The 16,743-nt window shown below is 55.9% G+C and carries 13 protein-coding genes; 2 read left to right on the forward strand and 11 right to left on the reverse strand.

All coding sequences use genetic code 11. The features are described 5' to 3' along the window. Positions 1-23: 23 nt before the first annotated feature. The 3 genes from dinG to QNH99_RS15260 form a co-directional block, all read right to left on the reverse strand. Positions 24-2,186 carry an ATP-dependent DNA helicase DinG gene (gene dinG, locus QNH99_RS15250; protein ID WP_063878867.1) on the reverse strand — a complete coding sequence of 721 codons (2,163 nt, stop codon included), beginning with the start codon at positions 2,184-2,186 and terminating at the stop codon, positions 24-26. A 201-nt stretch (positions 2,187-2,387) separates the two neighbouring features. Further along, a complete protein-coding gene (locus QNH99_RS15255) occupies positions 2,388-2,906 on the reverse strand; it encodes a GNAT family N-acetyltransferase (RefSeq protein WP_145395050.1) in 519 nt (172 codons plus the stop codon). Next, entirely contained in the window at positions 2,903-3,466 is a 564-nt protein-coding gene (locus QNH99_RS15260) for a helix-turn-helix domain-containing protein (RefSeq protein ID WP_410516875.1), read from the reverse strand. Before QNH99_RS15260 ends, QNH99_RS15255 begins: the two co-directional genes overlap by 4 nt. 147 nt (positions 3,467-3,613) lie before the next feature. On the opposite strand from QNH99_RS15260, the gene QNH99_RS15265 reads away from it, so the two are divergent. Further along, positions 3,614-4,348 carry a MerR family transcriptional regulator gene (locus QNH99_RS15265; protein WP_063881135.1) on the forward strand — a complete coding sequence of 245 codons (735 nt, stop codon included), beginning with the start codon at positions 3,614-3,616 and terminating at the stop codon, positions 4,346-4,348. Positions 4,349-4,520: 172 nt separating this feature from the next. On the opposite strand, the gene QNH99_RS15270 is transcribed toward QNH99_RS15265, so the two are convergent. The 8 genes from QNH99_RS15270 to bglX all read right to left on the reverse strand — a co-directional run bounded on the left by QNH99_RS15270 (position 4,521) and on the right by bglX (position 14,831). Further along, positions 4,521-5,252 (reverse strand): ABC transporter permease, encoded by a 732-nt coding sequence (locus tag QNH99_RS15270; protein WP_410516876.1) that lies wholly within the window; start codon positions 5,250-5,252, stop codon positions 4,521-4,523. Then, positions 5,252-6,187, reverse strand: a complete 936-nt coding sequence (locus tag QNH99_RS15275; RefSeq protein ID WP_063878863.1) for an ABC transporter ATP-binding protein — start codon at positions 6,185-6,187, stop codon at positions 5,252-5,254. Before QNH99_RS15275 ends, QNH99_RS15270 begins: the two co-directional genes overlap by 1 nt. Beyond that, positions 6,174-7,355: an ABC transporter permease gene (locus QNH99_RS15280; protein WP_410516877.1), complete on the reverse strand. Its 1,182-nt coding sequence runs from the start codon at positions 7,353-7,355 to the stop codon at positions 6,174-6,176. The genes QNH99_RS15275 and QNH99_RS15280 overlap by 14 nt, the downstream gene beginning before the upstream one ends. 3 nt (positions 7,356-7,358) lie before the next feature. Continuing rightward, a complete protein-coding gene (locus tag QNH99_RS15285) occupies positions 7,359-8,261 on the reverse strand; it encodes an ABC transporter substrate-binding protein (protein WP_241567315.1) in 903 nt (300 codons plus the stop codon). Between the two features lie 208 nt (positions 8,262-8,469). Beyond that, positions 8,470-9,003: an isopentenyl-diphosphate Delta-isomerase gene (idi, locus tag QNH99_RS15290; RefSeq protein WP_145395046.1), complete on the reverse strand. Its 534-nt coding sequence runs from the start codon at positions 9,001-9,003 to the stop codon at positions 8,470-8,472. Between the two features lie 148 nt (positions 9,004-9,151). Then, positions 9,152-11,047: a methyl-accepting chemotaxis protein gene (locus QNH99_RS15295; protein WP_096012168.1), complete on the reverse strand. Its 1,896-nt coding sequence runs from the start codon at positions 11,045-11,047 to the stop codon at positions 9,152-9,154. 180 nt (positions 11,048-11,227) lie between these two features. After that, complete coding sequence (locus tag QNH99_RS15300) at positions 11,228-12,334, reverse strand: suppressor of fused domain protein (RefSeq protein WP_096012167.1); 1,107 nt, start codon at positions 12,332-12,334, stop codon at positions 11,228-11,230. Between the two features lie 199 nt (positions 12,335-12,533). Then, positions 12,534-14,831: a beta-glucosidase BglX gene (gene bglX / locus QNH99_RS15305; protein ID WP_283355921.1), complete on the reverse strand. Its 2,298-nt coding sequence runs from the start codon at positions 14,829-14,831 to the stop codon at positions 12,534-12,536. Between the two features lie 151 nt (positions 14,832-14,982). Here bglX and dld point away from each other — a divergent pair, with 151 nt between their 5' ends. Continuing rightward, complete coding sequence (dld, locus tag QNH99_RS15310; RefSeq protein ID WP_410516878.1) at positions 14,983-16,686, forward strand: D-lactate dehydrogenase; 1,704 nt, start codon at positions 14,983-14,985, stop codon at positions 16,684-16,686. The last annotated feature ends 57 nt before the right edge of the window (positions 16,687-16,743 follow it).

Consider the following 16,743-nt stretch of genomic DNA (forward strand, 5'->3'; position numbering starts at 1 on the left):
CATTTCCGGTCAGTGGCAACGACTTAACGCCGCTTCGCACGCGGTTTACGCGTGCCGGTATGGGGTTTGGTGCTTATGGCCTCGGGTTCGGGCGTCACCGGCTGCTCAATCGAAAACACCGGCAGCGCCGCTAACAGTCGGCTCCCGTAAGCTTTACTCAACAGGCGGCGATCGTAAATAACGATCTCACCGAAACACTGATGGCTGCGGATCAAACGTCCTACCTGCTGAATCAACGTAAAAGAGGCGCTGGGTAAACTTTGCACCTCAAACGGATAACGCTTTAGGCTCTTCAGCCATTCACCCTCGGTTAAAATTACCGGACTGTCTATGGGTGGAAAAGCAATTTTATGAATATGGACCTGGCTAAGCAGCTCGCCTTTTAAATCCAGCCCTTCTGCAAACGACTGCAGGCCGATCAAAATGCTGGTATCGCCCTGTTCTACCCGTTTACGGTGCAGCGCGATCAGGCGGCTGCGCGGCTGATCGCCCTGTACCAGCATCGTCAGACGGAATTCCGGTAGCGCCTCGACAAACTGCTGCATGGCGCGTCCGCTGGCAAACAGTACCAGCACTCCTTTATGCTTTTCAGCCTGCATTTGCTGGCGAAAAAAAGCCGCCATTTCCGCGATATGTTCCGCTTCATTTGCCATCAGAGGTTCGTAGCGCATCTGCGGGATCACCAGCTTGCCTTGATCGACATGGCTAAACGGCGACTCCAGCGCCACAAAACGGTCGCCCGCCTTTTCATTTAGCCCGGACATCTCCTGCAGACGGCTAAAGCTGTTTAATGAGCGCAGCGTGGCGGAGGTCACGACGACGTGGGGGATTTTACGCCACAGCATTTTTTCCAACTGATCGCAGACGCGAATCCCCGCGCAGTGGAACAACAGATGTGCCTGACCGTCACGCAGTTCCCGGGTAATCCATTTTGAAACTGGCGCACCAGAGGCTTTTTCCATGGCGGCCAGCCGCCACAGTTTGCTGATGGACTCAAACCAGCCAAAGTGGCGATTAAGCTGTAATAAATTGCGGTGTAAACGCACCAGATCGACGCTCCCGGTTTGTTCACTCAGGGCGTTAATCAGCCCTTCACTCAGCCCGCGTAGCCCGTCGCTCAGCTTGAACAGCCGCGCACACAGCGCCAGCAGCTCGTCAGGTAATGCGCCCAGGACAAAGCGAAATTCGCCCGGTTGATTGTGCGGCGGGAGTAACGGGTTTAACGCCTCACCGATGGTGGCTAACAGTTCGCGGAGTTCATCGCAATGGGCTTTAAGACGTTCGGGGTTGGCCAGCGGTGGCGGCGATTTGGGCCGCATCTGGCTCATTATCGCCTCCACCAGCTTCACAAACAGATCAAGCTGCAGGCTGGTCCAGCCCGGCGTGATATCTGCGCTCATCTCCAGCGCATCACGCGCCACTTCCGGCAGATGGTGCCCTTCATCCAGGACCAGCATCAGGTTTTTGGCCGGAGGCAGCACCGACTCGTTTTCCATGGCCGCCATCACCAGCGCGTGGTTGGCGACCACCACATCGACCTGTTCGATTTCCCGACGCGCAATGAAGAACGGGCATTCGCGGTACCAGCGGCAGTGCACGCCAAGACAGCTGGCTTTGTCAGTGGACAGACGTTGCCACAGGCTGTCACTGACGTTTTCCTCGCTGTGATCGCGCAGGCCGTCCCACTGGTAGCGGTCCAGTGACTTTTGCAGCCGTCCGCACTGGATCTGTTCTTCTTTGGTGCTGCTGATCGCCTCATCATCCAGGTAGAAAAGCAGGTCGGCCTGCTGATTATCGTCTGCCACCAGCGCAGCCAGATTGCGCGGGCAGACATAGCGCCCGCGCCCAAAGGCCGCAGTAAAGGTTAAATCCGGAATGATTTTCTTGAGCAGCGGCAGATCTTTGCTGAAGATTTGATCCTGCAACGCCACGTTTGCCGTGCTGATCACCAGCCGCTTCTCTTCTGCACGGCTGACGGCGATGCCGGGAATAAGATACGAAAGGGTTTTGCCCACGCCCGTTGGCGCTTCTACTGCCAGATGGCGGCCGTCATCACCCGACAGGCATTTCGCGACCTCCGCGATCATCTGCCGCTGGGCCGGGCGAGGAATAAAGTCTGGCACCTGTTGCTGCAGCGCTTTATACCACTGTGCTATCTGGCTTTTTAATGCTGCTGTCAGGGCCATGTTAAGATTACCGCTTTACTAAATGGCCTGTATTTTTACACAGTATCGCAGTGCCGTCAGCTTTCAGGTCTGTTTTTTCGTGCTGGCTTCCGAAACGGCCGCGCATGTTGTTGGCTAAATGCCTGGTTGCACACCGCCGGTGAGCGTTGCCCAGGGCTTCAGACTGCATGAGGCTGACGCACCCGTTCCGCGCGCAGGCTTTTATTGCAGCAGCTTAAACATCACCGTTGTCGCGTCCAGTTCGCCATGAATGGACTGTGCATAGGATGGAATCGACCCCGCGACCTGCCAGTGCAGGGCACGATAAAGATCGCTGGCGACATCGCCCGTTCGCGTATCCAGTACCAGTAAATTTTTCCCCTGCTGGCGTGCCCGTTGTTCGGCCTGCTGCATTAGCCTGCGCGCAATCCCCTGCCGTCGCGCCTGTGGGTGCACCAGCAGCTTGCTGACTTCGGCCCGATGGTCCCCATTGGGCATGGCGCTGTAGTTGAGCATAACGGTCGCCACGACGCGGTCATGCTGGCGGGCGACCAGCAGTTCACTTTGGCCTTTTTCCAGCCCATCAAGCTGTCTCTGCCAGAAAAGCTGCATGACCGCAGTGTCGTCAGGATCGATAAAACCCACGCTGGCCCCGTCGGCGACACAGGCCTGTAAAACCTGCACCAGTTCGGGTAAGACCTGCAGTGCCTCACCGGCACTGAGTTGCTGATATGTCATCATGATTTACACACCACCAGTAAGTAGCGAGCGCCTTCGGTAAGATGCGCCTGAAAAGCAGACGCGCCGGTCAGATGGAAGCGCAGGCTGTCGCCCGGCCCCAGTAACCAGCTCTGGGCACCCATCGTTATGGTCAGTTGCCCCTGGCGCATCCAGATATGTTGCTCCATGCCCTGCAGCGGTGGGGCATCATATTCGATGCGCGCGCCGGGCCGCAGCGTGCCTTCTATAAGTTCACAGCGAAAATTATGGGCGGGCGGTGAAACGTTGCGGCGGCTAAACCCTGTCGCTTCATCGTTCCATACCGGCTGATGTTCACGGGGGATCAGCAGATCGCTGCCCTCTTCGACTTCGCTCAGCAGGCGCGACATCGTCAGGCTATAAGCAACACACAACCGGTTAAGCAGTGCGGCCGTTGGGCTGGTTTCCCCGCGCTCGATACGCGATAATGTTGGCCGGCTAATACCCGTGGCGGTAGAGAGTTCATCCAGGGACCAGCCCCGTTTGAGACGCAATTCTGCCAGGCGAGCCGCTAACCGCTGTTCCGTATTATCAAAAGACATTCTTATCTCACTTATGAAAATAAAATCTCATAATTGAGATAGAACAACATTTAAGCGCAGCCGTCAAGTTGTACACCTAAAAATTGGTTGTACAACTTAACAGGCTTCGTTATGGTGGTCTCACTCAGGTCAGTGAAAGAGGTAAATATGACCGTATACAGTATCGGCGATGTCGCCGAACGCTGTGGCATAAACCCGGTTACCTTACGCGCCTGGCAACGACGTTATGGGCTCTTGAAGCCACAACGCACCGAAGGCGGTCATCGACAGTTCGATGAAGAAGATGTTCAGCGTATTCAGGAAATTATGCGCTGGATTGAAAGTGGAGTACCAGTGGGCAAAGTCAAAGCGCTACTGGAAGGTGGAGATGTTGACGCCCATGATGGCTGGACGGCCATGCAGGACGAACTCATCAGCATACTGCGCCATGTAAGGCCGGCTAAGCTACGCAATAAAATCGCCTTAATTGGTCGTGAATATGCGGTCGATGCCCTAATCGATCATGTTTTTATGCCCATAAGGCAGAAGCTCAGTCTTGATCAAAATACTGCACGCACCATGTGCAGCCTGCTGGATGGCATTTTGATCGACTATGTGGCGTTTTGTCTGGCTTGCAATCGTAAAAAAGCCGGTCAGGAAGCGCTGATTATTGGCTGGGGCATTGAAGATCGTACGCGCATCTGGCTGGAAGGCTGGCGTTTATCCCAGCATGGCTGGCGCATTGATGTGCTCGCAGAACCCCTCGACGTTCCCCGTCCGGAGCTGTTCCCGGGGCTGAATATGTTTGTTTTTACGGGTAAAAGACTGACGCGCCGCCAGCAGGAACAGTTGGCACACTGGCAGGAACAGGGATTCTCTGTGCGTTTGCACGACGTACACTGAGACAAAAACGCACGCTCGGCACTATGACGGCTGCCTTGCGCGCGCTATCATCCCCGCCTCGACGTCATCACCCTCAGGTTATTTATGAACTGGAAAAAAACCTTTTTTGCCACGCTGTTCGCCATTATGGCTATCGGCGGCACCAGTGGACTTATGCTGGTTGGCTATTCACTTATCGTTCATTCACGCTAAAACGGCGCTGGAGCCGCTCAAAAAGCCGATCGCTAACGATGGCCAGCAGCGCCACCAGCAACGCTCCCTGAATCACGTAGGCCGTATTAAAACCACTTAAACCGATGATGATGGGCGAGCCCAGGCTTTTTGCCCCGACCGTGGAGGCAATCGCGGCCGTGCCAATATTGATAATGACGGCGTTGCGTATACCCGCAATAATCACCGGCGCCGCCAGCGCAAGTTCCACCTGCCACAAACGCTGCCAACTGCTCATGCCCACACCGACCGCGATCTCACGGCTGCTGGCTGGGACACCATCAAGCCCCGCTAAGGTTCCCTGCAAAATCGGCAGTAACCCATAAAGCAGTAATGCCACAATAGCAGGCCATGCGCCAAACCCCATGACGGGCACGGCAATCGCCAGCACCGCGACCGGCGGGATCGTCTGTCCGGCAGCGGCAAGGGTTTCCAGCAGCGGCCGGAAAGCCCGCCCCGCGTGGCGAGTCACCAGTACGCCACTTCCCACGCCGAGCATAATGGCCATCAGGCTGGCGGTCACCACAAGAAACAGGTGCGCCAGGGTGAGCTGCCAGAAGCTGTCCTGCTGATAGAGCGGACGGGCAAGATCGGGAAACCAGGCAGCAAACAGCGGACCGCTGTAAGGCATTGCCGCCAGCAGTCCCAGATAGAGCAGCACCAGCCACAGCAGAGGATTGGCTAACCGTCGCATCACTGGCCCTCTGAGTGATGAAGCAGGTCGCTAAAGTAGAGAACGCCCAAGGGTTGCTGATGCGCATCCACCACCGGCAGTTTATCCGTGCCGCGGCTGATAAATTGCGATAGCGCCTCACGTAGCGTCAGTTCAGCGGTGACCGGCTCGGCCTCCAGCCATTCCCCACGGCGCACCGCACTTCCCACTTGCCCAAGCGCCAGCCGCCGCAGCCCCATTTCACTGCGCCCCAGAAAATCACGCACAAAGTCATTGCCTGGCTGGGTCAGCAGTTCTATCGGTTTGCCCTGCTGTACAATCTCACCATCGTGCATAAGCACGATGTTATCGGCCAGGATCAGGGCCTCATCGATATCGTGCGTGACCAGCACGATAGTGCACCCTGAGAGATGGTGAATGCGCAGCATCTCCTGTTGCAGGGCACTGCGCGTCACCGGGTCCAGTGCGCCAAAAGGCTCATCCATCAGTAGCACCTCCGGATCGGCCGCCAGCGCCCGCGCGACGCCAACGCGCTGCTGCTGTCCACCTGAAAGCTGATGCGGATAGCGGCTGAGTAAGGCAGGATCTAAATTCAATAGTGCGATCAGCTCGGCAATACGTTCACGCCGCCGCGCTTTTGACCAGCCCAGCAAAGCGGGCACGGTGGCTATATTCTTTTCAATCGTCCAGTGTGGAAACAGACCAATCGACTGAATGGCATAGCCCATACGACGGCGCAATGCCTGCGCATCCAGTTGGCGAATCGACTGGCCCGCAAAACGGATGTCTCCCTGGTCATACTCCACCAGGCGGTTAATCATTTTCAGTGTGGTCGACTTACCGGAGCCTGAGGTGCCCAGCAGCACGCTAAAGGTGCCCTGTTCGACGGTCAGCGACAGGTTTTTCACCGCGGCTTTACCGGCAAAAAACGTGGTGACGTTATCAAACTGAATCATCTTTTCTCTCCAGCAGGGAAATCAACAGTCGAAATAACGCATCCAGCGTCACCGCCATAGCGATAACCGGTATCACGCCCAGCAGCACTAAATCCAGTGCGTTGCTTAGCAGCCCCTGGAAGATAATCGCGCCGAATCCGCCGGCACCGATAAGGGCTGCCACCACCGCCATGCCCAGCGTCTGCACCACCACCACTCGCACACCTGCCAGCCATACCGGCAGGGCCAGCGGCACATCTACCGCGAAAAACTGTTGTCTGCCAGTCAGCCCCATGCCGCGCGCACTTTCGCGCACCTCCGGCGGCACCTGTTGCAGTCCGGTGACTACGCTGCGTACCAGCGGCAACAGCGCATACAGCACCAGCGCAATCAGCGCGGGCGCCATACCAATGCCGCTGATTCCCCACGAGCCTGTCCATGGAAAGCGTTTTGCCAGCCCCGCCAGCGGGGCGATTAATAAACCAAACAGCGCCACGGAGGGCACCGTCTGAACCACATTCAGTACGCCGAATACGCTGCTTTGCCAGCCAGGATAGCGATAAAGTGCACTCCCCAGCGGGAAGGCGATCAGCAAAGCAGGCAGCACGGTCGCGGCTAACAGCGTCAGATGACGCAGTAAGGCCGCATCAAACACCGCCTGGCGATTGGCATACTCTTTCAGTAAGGAAAGATAGGCCAGCTGGCCGCTGAACAGCAGCCAGAGAGGAAGAAACCATACCAGGAGATTCAGTAACAGCTGCCACACTTTATGACGGGTTAACGCCCGTGCGGTGTCCGTGATCAGCAACAACGTGACGGCACTGGCGCACCACATGCCGCTTGCAAAACGGGTGCGTGATAACTGGCTGCCCTGTTCGGCCAGTATCCTGGCCTGATCGCCGCTGAGCCAGATCATCGCGGCCAGCAGCAGGGCTGCGCTCATTAACTGCAGCGCAAAACGGACACGCGTTGGTCTGGCCCACACCAGCAACCACAGCAAAGCCAGCAGGGGCAGAATCACCATGCCATGCGCCGTTTGCCAGAACATCAGCGGCTGCCCGGCCACCAGACGATTGGCGGCAAAACTGACAAACGGCAGGCAGCTCAGCATCAGGCTCAGTAACAGAACCAGCACCAGGGCCACCGGCAGTCGCCTTGACCGGTTTAGCGCCTCCCGCGATAGCAACATCGGCTACAGCAGCTTGTTCTGAACTAACCACGCTTTCGCCACGCTGTTGGCATCCTGGCCCTCGACTGCGATTTTGGCGTTCAACTGCTGTAATGTTTTTTCATCCAGCGCGCTGAAAACGGGTTTTAGCCACGCGTCCATTTGGGGGTAAGCCTTGAGGACCGCTTCACGCACGACCGGTGTGGGAGCATAAATGGGCTGAACGCCTTTAGGATCGCTCAGGGTTTTCAGACCCAGCGCGGCAACCGGACCATCAGTACCGTAAGCCATGGCGGCGTTGACGCCGGAGGTTTGCTGCGCGGCGGCGCCAATAGTGACAGCAGTATCGCCTCCCGCCAGCGACAGCAACTGATCCTGCTTAAGCGTAAAGCCATAAGCTTTTTCGAATGCGGGCAGTGCATCGCCGCGTTCGATAAATTCCGCTGAAGCCGCCAGCTTAAAGGTGCCGCCTTTTTTTAAATAGGCGCTGAGATCGTCCAGGGAGTTAAGCTGGTTTTTCTCGGCTACATCATTGCGCACCGCGATGGTCCAGGTGTTGTTAGCCGGTGCGGGCGTCAACCACACCAGATGGTTTTTCTCGGCATCCAGTTTTTTGACTTTTTCATAGCCTTCCCGGGCATTTTTCCAGGCACTGTCTTTTTCGTCGTTAAAAAAGAAGGCGCCGTTGCCGGTGTATTCCGGATAGATATCCAGCTCTCCTGCGGTAATTGCCCCCCGCACCACCTGAGTGGCACCGAGCTGGATTTTATTGACGGTTTTGACACCGTGCTTCTCCAGCACCAACAGAATGACATTGCCCAGCAGGGAACCTTCCGTATCAATCTTGGAGCCCACCCGTACCGGATCGGCAGCGTGCGCCATCCCCAGACTAAGCAGTAAAACGCTGATGCCGACCAAACCGCGCATGTTTGCCATGTTACTTTCCTTATTAAATCATTCACCTGGAGTAGCGGTTGGCCGTGTGAATACCGTAACAGGCACGCCCACCATTTTATTCGCTGCAATATTTTATTCGCTGCAATAAAAGCGTAGCCTGGCAATCGCATTGCGCGACCTGTTTTGTCCTGAAATCAGATACCGCTAAACCCTGACCGCACTGGTCAGGGTGCGCAGGTTAGGCCGGGAAGTTGAAACGGTCGAGATAGGCAGGAATACGGGGAAACGTATGGAGGAACCAGGGCGTAAACTGCTGCGGCTGCTGCTGCATTTGCTGTGCAATGTCCTGCATCGAGCGATAATCAAATGCGTCCGCCTCTTGCGGATTAAGCTGTGGCAGCTCGTCGCTGACCGCGAAAAACACATGACCGTACTCATGCTCTGTCAGCCCGTTACTGAGCGGCAGGTTATAGCTCAGCTCAAAGATGGGGGAAAGCGACAGCGTCATTCCCATTTCTTCACGCAGGCGACGTTCGGCTGCATCTTTGGTGGATTCATGAGGATAAGGATGTCCACAGCAGGTATTACTCCACAATCCGCCGCAGTGATATTTATCACTGGCGCGACGCTGAAGCAGTAGCTCTTGCCGGGCGTTAAAAACGTACACCGTTACCGCGCGGTGCAGTAATCCTTTTTCATGCACTTCCAGCTTTTCCATTTTGCCGGTGGGACGATCAAGATGGTCGACGAGGATAACTTCAATAGCAGACATGAGGATTCCTTGAGTTTATTCCTCATTATTCTGGCACAAGATCGGAGGGGTTGAGGGGATAAAATTGTGCTGTTTATGCACAAATCTGACAGAGGACGGCCCTGACGGCAGAAAACGTCAGGCCAGCCGAGGCTGGCCTGACTGTCGATTACAGTTTGAAACTCTGTACGACCTGTTCCAGTTGAAGACTCTGCGCTTCCATCGCCTGAGCGGCAGAAGACACCTCTTCCACTAACACGGCGTTCTGCTGAGTCGTCCCGTCAAGCTGTGTGATCGCGACGTTAACCTGCTCGATGCCCATGCTCTGCTCACGGCTGGCGGCCATGATCTCGCTCATCAGCGTCGTCACGCTGCTTACGCCCTGCACCAGTTCGTCCATGGTCTGGCCTGCCTGTTCAACCAGTTGACTGCCTGCATCGATATTAGCGACTGACTCTTCAATCAGTTTTTTAATTTCGCGGGCTGAGTTGGCTGAGCGCTGCGCCAGGTTGCGCACTTCCGATGCGACCACGGCAAAACCCCGGCCTTGTTCGCCAGCACGTGCCGCTTCAACAGCGGCGTTCAGGGCCAGGATATTGGTCTGGAAGGCGATGCTGTCGATGACGCTGATGATATCGACCACCTTACGCGAAGAGTGGTGAATCTCGCCCATGGTCGTTACCACCTGACGGACAACCTCCGTTCCGCGCGCCGCAACCTTCGAAGCTTCACCGGCCAGTTGGTTAGCATGGGTGGCATTGTCGGCGTTCTGGCGGACGGTGCCGGTCAGCTGCTCCATTGAGGCCGCCGTTTCAACAATCGAACTGGCCTGATCTTCCGTTCGTGACGAAAGGTTGGTGTTGCCGCTGGCAATTTCACGCGACGCTGCGGATATGGCCAGCGCGCTGCTGCCCACCTGCTGCATTAACCCCTGTAGGTAACTGATAAAATGGTTAAAGCTCTGCGCTACCGCGTTGAACTCCGGGCTGTTACTGGCTGGCAGACGCTGGGTTAAATCGGCTCCGCCGGTCGACAAGGCTTCGATATTTTGGTTGAGCATGCTCAAACGCTTCATCATTGCGCGCATAAAACCCAACAGCACCAGCAACAGAATAATGGCCAGTGGGATCTGCACCAGCCCCAGACGCATCAGCATGTTGTGCGACTGGGCTTTCAGCAGGCTGGACGATACGCTACTGGCCAGATACCACGGGCTGCCCGGAATGGCCTGCAGAAACAGCGTTTGCTCGCCGTCATTGCCGCTGTAAGTGGATTCCGTTGACTTCGTTCCCGCATTAGCCAGCATCGCTTTCAGCGGTGCCGCCATCGGATTTTGCAGGTCGCTCAGGTTTTCGAGTTTTGGCGTGCCGTTAACCAGCGCCGCATTTCCCACGACTTTGCCGTCGGCCTCAACGATCAGTACGTCTCCATGAATCGCCTCGCCCATTTTTTTAGCCAGTTGGTTGAAGAAACCCAGCGTAACGTCGATGGTTGAAACGCCCCAGACGGAGCCGTCGCGGTAGATTGCCATGGCGCAGTTGGTACGCGGCTGTGGGCTGGCGGCGTCCTGATAGGCTTTAGCCCAGGCGCACTGCCCTTTTGGTGCCGCCATACCGTCTTTATACCAGGGCTGCTCCCAGTATTTGTCGGCTGCATCAGAGTTCCAGTAGGTATTAACCTGCAGCTTGTTGCTGGTATCGCGTGCAAAAAAGCTGCTGTCTTTCTCTTTACCCGCCTCCCGACGGTTGGGTAAAGGCCAGATCCCGCCGCCGAAGACGTTACTGTCCTGATACTGGTTGACCAATGCTGGTAATAAGGTGTCGATGGCGGCGCTGTCGATCACCGACGCGGCCTCGGTGATGGCACGTTGCTGTGCCTGCACACGGTTCATTTGCTCAACAATGCCCGTTGCCAGGGAATCCACCTGATAGCGAATCAGGCGGCTTTCATTGTCGACCAGTTGCGGTGCGACAAACTGGTTGATCACCCAAACAGTGATTAACACTAGCGCAACAAAAAAGCCGATGAGTGTTGCTGTGAAGCGGGATTGCGTGGTCTTTAACATCATTGTTCCCCTGGACCTTTCGTGGCGCTATTGCCTGATCGGGGTTAACGGCACGGCAAAGGGGAACTTGAGTAGACCAGATCACAAATTTAACAAGTCATTTAACAATAAAGAAATTTAATTACGCCAGGTCAGTAACTTTTTTTAAGCCAGGCGGTATCACCGCCCTGTCTGCGGTGATTATTCTGTCTTCACGACCTGCTCGCGCGGGCGGAATATATGCGTATTCCCGCTGGCGGAGAGCCGCTCACGCAGGTGCTGCCCGCCTTGGGCTTCGCTCTGGGCAAACTGGCGTTCCGCTTCGGTGACAGGCGTGGCCCACAGCAGCGTTGGCCGGTCACCCTCGCGCCGCGGCAACGAAAACTGGGCACTTTCCGGGGCCAGTTCGTTCGCTAACAGGTAACTTTCAAACCCCACCGGTGCCACCTCGGACGCCAGCGTATGTCCCTCACCCAGCCAGGTCAGTCGCGCCCAGGGCAGATGCACAAATTCCGCCAGTGCACTGGCCATCTGTACCGCATTGCTTTCTGTCATCACCTCGCCATCGACCGCCATCGCCAGCTCTGCGCGGCGATACTGTGGCGCCAGCTCATCAAACAGAAAATCGACCTGCGGCATGGGACGAATGCTCATACCCAGCGTCAGGAAATACCAGATGCCCTGGTGATAGTGCTGAGACAGGGCCATGGGCGGCCAGTTACCCTGATCGATAGCATAGTATTTTACCGACTCACCAAACTGCGCCTGATAGCAGGCCAGTAAATCCTGTTGCACCTTGTCCCATTCACTTCCGTCGTGCCATTCACGCCAGAACTGGCGCTGCTGTTCGGCAAGCGCATAGTAATGATTGGTGGAGGCAGAGCCGAGCGGTGCGGTAAGGCGGTTCTTTTTGATACAGCCCGCTGAAAAGCTGACCTGTTTATCCTGATACAGGCTCCAGCCTGGGATCACCGCCAGCAGTTGCCCGTAGTACCACAGTGCCGCACCCGCATCGCCCGGTTCCCAGAGTATTTGCAGGCCCGCCGCATCCAGTGGCGGTTCAGCGTCCAGATTACGGCAGTATTCCGCACTCAGCAGAGGGGCAATGCCCTGCTCCATGGCCTGATGATCTTCCTCGACAGGGGCAGGTAGCAGGTTACGTAACCAGCAGCCACGCACCGCAAACTGGCTACGAAACAGATCGGTGGGCCAGATATAGAAATAAGCAGTACGCGCATCCTGTTCGACAATGGCCGTCAGGGTGCGCTGCTGATTGTGGACTTCAGCAATCAGTGATTGATACGTCATAGCGCCTCGACAATACTTGAGGAATCCATTTTCCCCGAGGTTAGAGCAGGATCACGTCTGTCGCTATGACAGGCAAGGGTAAAACTCTCAAAGTGGATGTGTTCAGGCAGGATGAGAAGCAGAGGGGTAAGAACCGCTCCCCCGAAGGGGAAACGGTACTTACACCCGCACGGCCAGGGACGCTGGCCCGTGCTGAGGATTACTGGTAGGTAAACTGGGTGTTTTGCGTACGGACAGAATCCAGACCAATCATCACATTGAATTTGCCCGGCTCGGCAACCTGCTTCATCTGCTGATTCCAGAACTTCAGCGCATCAACGTCAATCTTGAAGGTGACCTGCTGGGATTCACCCGCTTTCAGCATAATGCGTTTAAAGCCGTGCAACTCTTTTACCGGACGGCTGATGCTGGCAACCGGATCGTTCAGGTAAAGCTGAACTACGGTTGCACCATCCACTTTTCCGCTGTTAGTCACGGTGACGCTGGCATCAATGCTGCCGTTGTGCGCCATCGTTTCGGATGACAGCGTGACCGGCGATACGGTGAACGTGGTGTAGCTCAGACCATAACCAAACGGATAAAGCGGGCCGTTTTCCGCATCATAATAGTGTGATGTGTACTTGTTCGGCTTGGCAAAATTGTAAGGACGACCGGTTGGTAAATGGTTGTAATAGATCGGAATCTGTCCCACTGAACGGGGGAAGGACATCGGCAGTTTACCCGATGGGTTGTAATCGCCAAACAGCACATCCGCGATAGCATTGCCCCCTTCCGTGCCGCTGAACCAGGTTTCCAGCATGGCATCGGCCATTCTGTCTTCATCAACCAGCGTCAATGGGCGACCATTCATCAGCACAATCACCAGCGGCTTGCCTGTGGCTTTCAATGCGGCTAACAGCTTCTGTTGCGAAGGTGGGATCATCAGATTACTGCGGCTGGACGCCTCGTGCGCCATGCCCTGCGCTTCCCCTACCGCCGCCACGATCACATCAGCCTGCTTCGCCTTTTCGACGGCCTCATCAATCATGGCCTGCGGCGAACGCGGATCGACGGCTACGGCCGGTTCATACATGTTGAGGAAGTCCTGAATGCCTTTGTTATCTGACACATTGGCACCTTTGGCATACAGCAACGTGGCTTTGCCTTCCATCGCGTTTTGCATGCCCTGCAGCAGCGAAACTGACTGTTTGGCGACGCCCGCCGCCGACCAGCTTCCCATCACGTCACGCTGGCTGTCGGCAAGCGGTCCGATTAAGGCAATGGTGCCGGATTTCTTCAGCGGTAAGGTATCAAGGCGGTTTTTCAGCAGCACCATACTTTTGCGCGCCACGTCACGGGCTTCAGCACGGTGTAAACGGCTTTCCGCGTTGGTGTCCTGCGGATCGCTCTCTTTCGGTCCAAGGTGACTGTAGGGATCGTTAAATAATCCCATATCGTATTTCACGTTTAATACGTGCCGTGCCGCATCATCGATTTCGGCTTTGCTGACGACGCCACGCTTCACTAAGTCGGGCAAATACTGGCTGTAGTATTCATCGCTCATACTCATATCGACGCCAGATTTAATGGCGATACGTACCGCGTCCTGCGGATCGCTGGCCACACCATGCTTGATCAACTCTTTGATTGCACCGTGGTCGCTGATGGTGATCCCTTTGAATTTCCATTCATGACGCAGCAGATCTTTTAGCAGCCAGCTGTCGGCCGTGGCGGGCACGCCATTAATTGAATTCAGCGCGACCATCACGCCGCCGCTGCCGGCATCCAGCGAGGCTTTATACGGCGGCAGGTAATCCTGGAACATGCGCTGCGGGCTCATATCCACGGTGTTGTAATCCCGTCCGCCTTCCACCGCGCCGTAGAGCGCAAAGTGTTTCACGCTGGTCATAATGTTGTAGCGGTCCGCGGGGCTTTTGCCCTGCATCGCCTGCACCATGGTGCGCCCCATGGCAGAGGTTAAATAGGTATCCTCACCGAAGCCTTCTGAAACCCGGCCCCAACGTGGTTCCCGGCTGACATCAACCATCGGTGCCCAGGTCATATTTAACCCATCGTCCGCCGCTTCATAGGCGGAAATACGGCCCACATCGTGCACGGCGTCGAGATCCCAGCTTGATGCCAGTGCCAGCGGGATAGGGAAAATCGTTCGCTGTCCGTGTACCACGTCATAAGCAAAAAACAGGGGGATTTTCAGGCGACTCAACTGCATGACCTGATCCTGCATCGCGCGAATATCCTGACGCGTTACGGTATTAAAAATGGCGCCAACCTGACCTTTATGGATCATCTCACGCACGGCTTCTTTTGGCGTATCCGGCCCCACGCTGATTAACCGTAGCTGGCCGATTTTCTCGTCCAGGGTCATTTTTTTCAGCAGGTTGTTCACGTAGGCATCACGCGCCTTTTCAGTCATGGGATGGTGAGCGGTGGGCTCCCCGGCAAATGCAGGTTGCATAGCAAGGGAAACAGCGAGGCTAACAGAGCAAATCCATTTCATCAGGTTGGGTTCTCTTAAGTAACTGCGCAATATCGACTAAATGCAGGATGCCATCTTCAGAGCATAGCATGTAGCCTGCCGCTATCACACTGCGCCCAATGCAACTCACGTGCTACAGTAATGACGCATGCATAAGACAAGGGAATTGCCCATGATGACACCTTCTGCCCTGATCGCCGATCTCCGCCGCCTGGTCGGCTCTGGTAACCTACTTACCGAGGCTGCTCACACCGCCCGCTATCGCAAAGGCTTCCGTTCTGGTGACGGAGATGCTCTGGCCGTGGTCTTTCCTGCGACGCTGCTGGAACTGTGGCGCGTACTGCAAACGCTGGTTAATGCGGATGCCATTATTCTGATGCAGGCAGCCAATACCGGCCTGACTGAAGGATCAACCCCGCAGGGGAACGACTACGACCGCCCGCTGGTGATTATCAGTACCCTGAGGCTGGATAAGCTACAGCTGATCGAGAAGGGCAAACAGGTGCTGGCTTTTCCCGGCAGTACGTTGTATCAGCTGGAAAAAATACTTGCGCCGCTGGGCCGTGAGCCGCATTCCGTGATTGGATCATCCTGCATTGGCGCGTCGGTGCTGGGCGGCATCTGCAACAACTCCGGCGGTTCGCTGATCAAGCGCGGCCCGGCGTACAGTGAGATGGCGTTGTTTGCCCAAATTGATGCCCAGGGACGGCTGAAGTTAGTCAACCATCTCGGTATCGATCTGGGTACCTCGCCGGAAGAAATTCTGGGACGGCTGGACGATGACCGCTGGCAACCGAACGACGTTTTGCATGACGGCCGCCATGCGTCCGACCACGACTATGCCGAACGCGTGCGCGACGTCCATGCCGATACGCCCGCCCGCTTTAACGCCGATGCCCGCCGCCTGTTTGAGGCGTCCGGCTGCGCAGGTAAGCTGGCGGTGTTTGCGGTGCGCCTGGATACTTTTGCGCGCGAACCCCAGCAGCAGGTGTTTTATATCGGCACCAATGATGCCAGCGTCCTGGGCGATCTGCGCTGTCATATGCTGGCGAATTTTAAAAACCTGCCCGTCGCCGCTGAATATATGCATCGGGATATTTACGACATCGCCGAAGTGTATGGCAAAGACACCTTCCTGATGATTGATAAGCTGGGCACCGACAAGATGCCGCTGTTTTTCACGCTCAAAGGCCGGGTTGATGGCTGGTTAAGTAAAGTATCGTTTATCAAACCCCATTTAAGCGATCGACTGCTGCAACGCCTCAGCCGTCTCTTTCCTGCCCATCTTCCCAGGCGCATGAAACAGTACCGTGATAAATACCAACATTATTTGATGCTGAAAATGTCGGGCGACGGCATTGCGGAAGCACGCGACTACCTGCGTGAGTTTTTTCGCGAGGGCGGTGGCGAGTTTTTCGAATGTGAGGGCAAAGAAGGGGCGCATGCCTTCCTGCATCGGTTTGCCGCAGCAGGCGCGGCGGTGCGTTATCACGCGGTTCATGCTGATGAGGTGGAAGATATTCTGGCGCTGGATATTGCTCTGCGTCGTAACGATAAAGCGTGGTTTGAAAACCTGCCTGATGAGATTACCCAGTCATTAAGCCATCGCCTCTATTACGGGCACTTCTTCTGTCATGTCTTCCATCAGGATTACATTGTGAAAAAAGGCGTTGACGTGCATGCGTTAAAAGAAAAGATGTTGGCCATTTTGCATACTCGCGGCGCGGAATATCCGGCAGAGCATAACGTCGGGCATCTTTATGAAGCCCAGCCGCAGCTGGCCTCGTTTTATCGCAAGCTCGATCCGACAAACAGCTTTAATCCGGGAATTGGTAAAACCAGTAAACTGAAAGGCTGGGCGGTAAAGCAGCCCTGATTGCGCAAAAAGCATATCGACACCGAGAAATACGGGCGGCTGGCAAAAACGGCCGCC

Origin of the sequence: Pantoea allii (assembly GCF_046529425.1) — a bacterium.
GTDB lineage: Bacteria > Pseudomonadota > Gammaproteobacteria > Enterobacterales > Enterobacteriaceae > Pantoea > Pantoea allii.

Bases quoted from the DNA above. Each gene is read 5' to 3' on its own strand.
- dinG (WP_063878867.1), bottom strand. From the start codon at position 2,186: ATGGCCCTGACAGCAGCATTAAAAAGCCAGATAGCACAGTGGTATAAA.
- QNH99_RS15255 (WP_145395050.1), bottom strand. From the start codon at position 2,906: ATGATGACATATCAGCAACTCAGTGCCGGTGAGGCACTGCAGGTCTTA.
- QNH99_RS15260 (WP_410516875.1), bottom strand. From the start codon at position 3,466: ATGTCTTTTGATAATACGGAACAGCGGTTAGCGGCTCGCCTGGCAGAA.
- QNH99_RS15265 (WP_063881135.1), top strand. From the start codon at position 3,614: ATGACCGTATACAGTATCGGCGATGTCGCCGAACGCTGTGGCATAAAC.
- QNH99_RS15270 (WP_410516876.1), bottom strand. From the start codon at position 5,252: ATGCGACGGTTAGCCAATCCTCTGCTGTGGCTGGTGCTGCTCTATCTG.
- QNH99_RS15275 (WP_063878863.1), bottom strand. From the start codon at position 6,187: ATGATTCAGTTTGATAACGTCACCACGTTTTTTGCCGGTAAAGCCGCG.
- QNH99_RS15280 (WP_410516877.1), bottom strand. From the start codon at position 7,355: ATGTTGCTATCGCGGGAGGCGCTAAACCGGTCAAGGCGACTGCCGGTG.
- QNH99_RS15285 (WP_241567315.1), bottom strand. From the start codon at position 8,261: ATGCGCGGTTTGGTCGGCATCAGCGTTTTACTGCTTAGTCTGGGGATG.
- idi (WP_145395046.1), bottom strand. From the start codon at position 9,003: ATGTCTGCTATTGAAGTTATCCTCGTCGACCATCTTGATCGTCCCACC.
- QNH99_RS15295 (WP_096012168.1), bottom strand. From the start codon at position 11,047: ATGTTAAAGACCACGCAATCCCGCTTCACAGCAACACTCATCGGCTTT.
- QNH99_RS15300 (WP_096012167.1), bottom strand. From the start codon at position 12,334: ATGACGTATCAATCACTGATTGCTGAAGTCCACAATCAGCAGCGCACC.
- bglX (WP_283355921.1), bottom strand. From the start codon at position 14,831: ATGAAATGGATTTGCTCTGTTAGCCTCGCTGTTTCCCTTGCTATGCAA.
- dld (WP_410516878.1), top strand. From the start codon at position 14,983: ATGATGACACCTTCTGCCCTGATCGCCGATCTCCGCCGCCTGGTCGGC.